Origin of the sequence: Dietzia sp. SLG310A2-38A2, from assembly GCF_014145095.1 — a bacterium.
Lineage (GTDB): Bacteria > Actinomycetota > Actinomycetes > Mycobacteriales > Mycobacteriaceae > Dietzia.
On record NZ_JAALDX010000035.1, the window covers coordinates 1 to 6540 of the forward strand.

A 6540-nucleotide genomic window follows, 5' to 3' on the forward strand; every position below is an offset into this window, starting at 1 on the left:
GTGCGCTCACCGCCTGCGGCAGCTCGGACGCGCAGTCCGCCGGCGCCGAGGGTGAGGGGCCCGCCCGGGTCGTCCTCACCAGCCACGCCGCGGCCGACACGCTCGACGAGCTGGATCTCGAGGACCGGGTGGTGGGCCTGACCAAGACCGGGGTGTTCCCGGACGCGCTCGATACCTACGCGAGCGATGAGTACACGGACGTCGGCAGCCTCAAGGAGCCGAAGATGGACGTCATCGCCGAGCTCGGCCCGGACCTCATCCTGTTCGGCGCCCGCACGGAGGCGATGGAGCCCGAGTTCGCCAAGATCTCGGATCAGGTGATCGCCGGTGACCCCGACACCTCCGACACGGTCGCCTCCAACCGCGCGAAGGTGGAGGAGATCGCCGCCCTGTTCGGTGCCGAGGACAGGGCGGCGGAGCAGCTCGACGAGATCGACGAGAAGGTCGCCGGGACGCGCGCCAAGGCCGAGAACGCCGGCACGGCACTGGTGCTGATGACCTCGGGCGGCAAGGTGACCGCCTACGGCCCCGGGACCCGTTTCGACATCATCTTCAACGAGCTCGGGATGGAGTCCGCCGGCGATGTCGCCGCCGAGGGCAGGCACGGTGCACCGCTGAGCTGGGAGCAGATCGCCGAACTCGACCCGGAGCACGTCTTCGTGATCGACCGCGACGCCGCGATCGGCGCCGAGGGGGAGGCCGCCACCGCGCTGCTGGACAACCCCCTGTTCAACCGGACGTCCGCTGCGACCAACGACAACGTCCACGTGCTCGACGGGCAGAACTGGTACCTCATCGGCGGCGGACTCGGTGTCCTGGACTCCATGATCGACGAGATCGACGCGGCAGTCTCCTGACGGTGGGGAGCATCCGGTCGTGACCCCCACACTGGTGGAGAGCCGGCCACGGCAGCGGACGCCGTGGCCGGCTCTCGGCGTGGCCGCACTACTGGTGGCACTGGTCGCGAGTGTGTTCGTCGGGGCTGCCGACATCACCGTGTGGGATGTCCTGACCGGTGGCATCACCGAGGCCCACCGCGTCTACCTGGTCGAAGCCCGCCTGCCCCGGACCGCGGCGGCGGCGCTCGCCGGGGCCTCCCTGGCGATCGCGGGTCTCCTCATGCAACTTCTCACCCGAAATCGCTTCGTCGAGCCCTCCACGGCCGGAACGGTCGAGTCCGCCGGGCTGGGTCTGGTCGTGGTGGCGATCCTCGCTCCGGGGGCACCGATCGTCATGAAGATGCTCGTCGCCATGGTGTTCGCCCTGGCCGGTACCGCGCTGTTCCTCGCGTGCATCCGGCGCGTCGCGGTCTCCGACTCCTTCATCGTGCCGCTCATCGGGATCATGCTCGGCTCGGTCGTGGGGGCCGTGGCGGCGTTCCTGGCACTGTCCCGCGACCTGCTCCAGATGCTCAACTCCTGGATGCTCGCGGACTTCTCCGCGGTCCTCGCCGGGCGGTACGAACTCCTCTGGTTGGTGGCCGTCCTCGGGATGGTCGCCTACGTCACGGCGGACAGGTTCACCGTGGCCGGGCTGGGGGAGGACGTGGCCACCGGCCTCGGGCTGGATCACCGCACTGTCGTCGCACTGGGCATGTCCATCGTGGCCGCCGTCGCGGCCGTCGTCGTCGTCACCGTGGGCGCACTCCCGCTGCTCGGACTCGTGGTCCCCAACGTCGTCTCCAGGCTCGTCGGCGACGACGCGCGACGGGGCCTGCCGCTCGTGGCGCTCCTCGGCGCGGTCACCGTCCTCGTCTGCGACATGGTGGGGCGGTCGCTTCCGGGCATCCTGGCCGGCGGATCGGCCGGGGCGGGAGAAATCCCCGTCGGGACGCTGGTGGGGATCATCGGCGGGGCCGTATTCCTGGCGATGATGCTGCGGGCGGTGCGCAATGGCTGATACCGCGATGCTCGTCACCCCGCCGGAGAGGCTCTCGCCGGGCCGGACCCGGGCGGAGTCCGACCACAGACGCCGCTGGTCGGTGGCGCTGGTGTGCGCTGCCGTCGCGGTCGCGGCGCTGGCCGCACTGGTGTTGACCGGACTCCCGGAGACCGTCGGCTCCAGGGCATGGCACTACTCGCTGGACCGGTTGTCCCGCCATGCCGTGGCGATCGTCCTGGTGGCCGTGGCCGTGGGCGTGTCGACGGTGTTGTTCCAGACCGTCACCGGGAACCGGATCCTCACCCCGGCGCTCATGGGCTTCGACTCGCTGTATCTGCTCGTCCAGACGATGCTCGTCTTCTTCATGGTCCCGAGGCCCGAGGCGATCGCCGGCGGACTGATCAGTGGTGGCCTCTCCGGATTCCTGGGGCAGACCGCGATCATGGTGGTGGCCTCGACCGCGCTCTACCTCTGGCTGCTCGGTGGACGACGGACCGACATCCACCTGTTGTTGCTGGTCGGTGTGGTGTTCGGGGTGTTCTTCCGCTCGATCTCCTCGTTCTTCCAACGTCTCCTCGACCCGGCCGCCTACCTCCAGGTCCAGGACGCCATGTTCGCCAGCTTCCGTGGTGTTCAGTTGGACGTCCTCGTCGCGTGTGGACTCATCGTGGCCGCCTGTCTGGTCGTGGTCGCGGCGCTCGGGCGCAGACTGGACGTGATGCTGCTGGGTCGTGACCCGGCGGTCGCTCTGGGCGTGAACCACCGCCGGGTGACGATCGTCGTCCTGGTGGTGGTCTCGTTCCTGGTCTCCGCCTCCACGGCCCTGATCGGCCCGGTGATGTTCTTCGGGCTCATCGTCGCGAACGCCGCCTACGCCCTCCTGGGGACCACTCTCCACCGCTTCACCCTCCCCGTCGCCTCGCTGCTCGGCGTGATCGCGCTGGCCGGTGGGGAGATGGTGCTCGGCGTACTCGGCGTCGAGTCCGCGCTGAGCATCGTCATCGAGTTCATCGGTGGCCTGCTGTTCCTGTTCCTGCTCCTGACCAACCGCGCACGCTGACGAAAGAGGCACATCATGTCCCTTCTCCCGTTCCGCCGCCGTGGCGACCGAGCCAGTGCGTCCCGGTGGTCGACCGAGCGGTCGGACGAGTGCGGTATCGAGGCCAACGCGGTGTGCTCGTCATACGGGGACACCCGGGTCCTCCACGAGGTCACGGCGTGCTTCGCCCAGGGCGGTGTCACCTCGCTGATCGGTCCCAACGGCGCCGGGAAGTCGACGTTGCTGGGGGTCATGAGCCGGCTCCAGGAAGCGGATTCGGGACACGTCCTCGTCGACGGGGTCGACGTGTCCGCCAGCGGTGGGCGTGAGCTGGCCCGACGGCTCGCGGTTCTCCGACAGGACAACGCGGTCTCCATCCGTCTGACCGTTCGCGAACTCGTGGGCTTCGGCAGGTACCCGCACAACGGTGGACGGCCCACCCCCGGGGACGTCGAGCACGTCGAGTACGCCCTGGGGGCGATGGAACTGGAGGGCTTCGCCGACAGGTACCTGGACGAGCTCTCCGGCGGTCAGCGCCAGCGCGCGCACATCGCGATGGTCCTCGCGCAGGACACGGACTACGTCCTGCTCGACGAGCCACTCAACAACCTCGATCTGCGCCACGCCACCTCGATCATGCGATTGCTGCGCCGGACCGCCGCGGAGCGGAACAAGACCATCGTTCTGGTGATCCACGACATCAACATCGCCGCCGCGTACTCCGACCGGATCATCGCCATGAAGGGCGGCTCGATCGTGGCCGACGGCACCCCGGCCCAGATCATGCGCACCGACGTCCTGCGGCTCGTGTACGACATGGACATGCAGGTCGCCGAGGTCGCGGGTCGATTCGTGGCGCTGTACTTCGACGGCGAGGACGAGTCCGAGGGTCGCGGCGCCGTCCTCTCCACCGCCTGAACCGGGTCGCCCCGAGGACGCCGCGGTGAACGATCGGGACGACGGAGGATCCATGCGGACGACGACGGGGACCCGCGGGTCTCCGGCCGGGGGCGACCGGCTCTCCCCGGGTGCTCCCCGGCGCTAGTGTCGGGGGCATGCGTTTCGGACTCTTCCTGCCCCAGGGGTGGCGACTCGACCTGGTGGACGTTCCTCCCGCCCGCCACTGGCCGGTCATCTCAGACCTCGCCTCGCGGGCGGACGCGGGCCCGTGGGAGTCGGTGTGGGTGTACGACCATATGCACACCGCACCGCTCACCGCCGGAGAGGCCACCCATGAGGCCTGGAGTCTGATGTCCGCTCTCGGTGCGGTGACCTCCCGGGTGCGGCTGGGTCAGATGTGCACGTGCCTCGGGTATCGCAACCCCGCGCTGCTGGCGAAGATGGCGTCGACCGTCGACCACATCTCCGGCGGACGCGTCGAGATGGGGATCGGCGCCGGCTGGTACGAGCACGAGTGGCGGGCCTACGGTTACGGGTTCCCCTCCGCCGGGGAGCGGATCGCGATGCTCGACGAGGGGGTGCGAATCATGCTGGAGGCGTGGGCCGACGGCAGCGTGTCGCTCGACGGTGAGCACTTCCGGGTCGACGGCGCCATCGTGCAACCCCGCCCACTGCAGGACGGCGGCATCCCGATGTGGATCGCCGGCGGCGGGGAGCGCAAGACTCTCCGGACCGCCGCCCGCCACGCCGACTACACCAATTTCGACGGCAGCCCCGAGGGGTTCGCCCACAAGTCGGAGGTCCTGTTCGGCCACTGCGCCGACGTGGGCCGGGACCCGTCCGAGATCACGCGCACCGCCAACTACAACGTGGCCGTGGGGGAGACGGAGAAGGACGTCGCCGACAGGCTGGCGTTCCTCCGCGACCGGATGGCCCGCCACGTCGGGGTGGACGAGGCGGAGCGGCAGCTCGGCGCGTACCGCGACCTCCCCGCGGTGGGGACGCCCGAGCAGATCGTGGAGAAGCTCCGCGGCCTCGAGGGCCTGGGGATGACGTACGGCGTCTTCTACTTCCCCGAGATCGCCACCGACACCTCGGGACTCGAGCTCTTCGAGCGTGAGGTCATCCCGGCCCTGGCGTGACCCGCCTGTTCGGCGGACATCCCTCACAATCCCCGACCACCGGAGAGCGACCGCGATGAAGGACATCCACTACGAAGAGCTGCCCGCCGAGGCGGTACTCGAGCACGTGACCCCGGGGATGCACATCGTCTCGCCCATCCAGAACGCGGCGCCCCCGGCACTGTTGCGCGCACTGGACGCGGGAGCCGAGGGGTTCACCGGCGTCACCATCCACCACATGGATCCCTGGGAGTCGCTGCCGTTCATGGAGGGCGCCTACCCGGGGAGGCTCCGCCACGTGGACTACTTCCTCGGTCCCGGTTCACGGAAGAACTTCCACGAGGGCAGGTGCGACCTCGTCCCGGTCGACTTCGCACAGGTCCCGGCGACACTGCGCGAGTTCAGCCCGCCCGGCCTCGCCGTCACCACCGTCTCCGAGATCGACGAACACGGATTCTTCTCGATGGGCACCAACGCCGACTACGTGGCGTCCTTCATAGGGCAGGTGCCGTTCTTCGTCGAGGTCAACGCCAACATGCCACGGACCTTCGGACGCAACCACATCCACATCTCCCAGGTCGTGGGCGTGACGCGCAACGACGTCCCGATGATCACCATCGAGCCCCCGGTGCCGGGGGAGATCGAGCACGCGATCGCCGACCTCATCGCCGAGCGGGTGCCGGACGGTGCCTGTCTGCAACTGGGCGTCGGCAAACTCCCCAACGCTGTCCTGTCGCGCCTGACCGGGCACACGAACCTGGGGATCCACACCGAGGCGCTGTCGGACGGGGTGATGGACCTCGTGGACGCCGGCGTCATCGACGGATCCCGGAAGACCGGCCGGCCGTTCAAACACGTCACCACCTTCGCGGTGGGATCGCAGAAGCTCATGGACTGGCTGCACAACAACCCGTCGGTCGCCATGCTGCCCGTGGACATCGTCAACGACCCGCGCGTGATCGGCCAGGAGCACAATCTCCACTCGGTCAACGCCACGAGCGAGGTCGACCTCTACGGGCAGGCGGCATCGGAGACGATCGGGGGTCGGTACTGGTCCGGAGCCGGCGGCCAGGCGGACTTCGCGAGGGGCTGCAGGTTCTCACCCGGCGGCCACGGATTCATCGTCACCCCGTCCCAGACCTCCCGGGGGATCAGTCGCATCACGCTCTCGTTGACGCCCGGGAGTCCGGTGACCACCCACAAGAACATCATCGAGAGCGTCGTCACCGAGTACGGTGTCGCCACCCTCAGGGGGCGGTCGGTGTCCGACCGGGCCGCCGCGCTGATCGCGATCGCCCACCCGGATCACCGCGAACGGTTGAGTCGGGAGGCCCGTGAGGCCGGGCTGGTGCCGCGGGCCGTGCACTAGGGCCGGGTCCACGCCGGTCCGACCTCGTCACGGTCGCGGTGGTCCCGTCCGCGGTGGCCGCGTGCCGACCGGTGGCAGGTGGCCCGGAGGGGGGCTACGTTTCCGGTGGAATGTGACCCCTGAAATTGGAGGCAATTATGGACCCCATCATGTGGATCGTCATCGGGGTGGTCGCAGTGGTCGTGGTCATCGCTTTGATCGCGTTGGCCGCCAGGAACAACAGCAGGAAG

Annotated in this window: 6 protein-coding genes; all 6 read left to right on the top strand. The window is 69.1% G+C overall.

The window, feature by feature from the left end:
• Window positions 1-857: ABC transporter substrate-binding protein (locus tag G6027_RS01345; protein WP_182634714.1), on the top strand; the 857-nt coding region annotated here is incomplete at its 5' end.
• A gap of 19 nt (window positions 858-876) precedes the next feature.
• A complete protein-coding gene (locus G6027_RS01350; protein ID WP_346995592.1) occupies window positions 877-1899 on the top strand; it encodes an iron chelate uptake ABC transporter family permease subunit in 1023 nt (340 codons plus the stop codon).
• The gene (locus tag G6027_RS01355) at window positions 1892-2941 is read left to right on the top strand and encodes an iron chelate uptake ABC transporter family permease subunit (RefSeq protein WP_182634716.1); all 1050 of its coding nucleotides are present in this window, start codon (window positions 1892-1894) and stop codon (window positions 2939-2941) included. Before G6027_RS01350 ends, G6027_RS01355 begins: the two co-directional genes overlap by 8 nt.
• Window positions 2942-2956: 15 nt before the next feature.
• On the top strand, window positions 2957-3838 hold the full coding sequence (locus G6027_RS01360) for an ATP-binding cassette domain-containing protein (protein WP_182634718.1): 882 nt from the start codon (window positions 2957-2959) through the stop codon (window positions 3836-3838).
• Window positions 3839-3975: 137 nt separating this feature from the next.
• Window positions 3976-4962 (top strand): LLM class F420-dependent oxidoreductase, encoded by a 987-nt coding sequence (locus tag G6027_RS01365; RefSeq protein WP_182634720.1) that lies wholly within the window; start codon window positions 3976-3978, stop codon window positions 4960-4962.
• 55 nt (window positions 4963-5017) lie between these two features.
• The gene (locus G6027_RS01370; protein ID WP_182634722.1) at window positions 5018-6310 is read left to right on the top strand and encodes an acetyl-CoA hydrolase/transferase family protein; all 1293 of its coding nucleotides are present in this window, start codon (window positions 5018-5020) and stop codon (window positions 6308-6310) included.
• The last annotated feature ends 230 nt before the right edge of the window (window positions 6311-6540 follow it).

What these genes read in the sequence shown, in the direction of transcription:
- G6027_RS01355 (WP_182634716.1), top strand. Translation starts at nt 1,892, where the DNA reads ATGGCTGATACCGCGATGCTCGTCACCCCGCCGGAGAGGCTCTCGCCG.
- G6027_RS01360 (WP_182634718.1), top strand. Translation starts at nt 2,957, where the DNA reads ATGTCCCTTCTCCCGTTCCGCCGCCGTGGCGACCGAGCCAGTGCGTCC.
- G6027_RS01365 (WP_182634720.1), top strand. Translation starts at nt 3,976, where the DNA reads ATGCGTTTCGGACTCTTCCTGCCCCAGGGGTGGCGACTCGACCTGGTG.
- G6027_RS01370 (WP_182634722.1), top strand. Translation starts at nt 5,018, where the DNA reads ATGAAGGACATCCACTACGAAGAGCTGCCCGCCGAGGCGGTACTCGAG.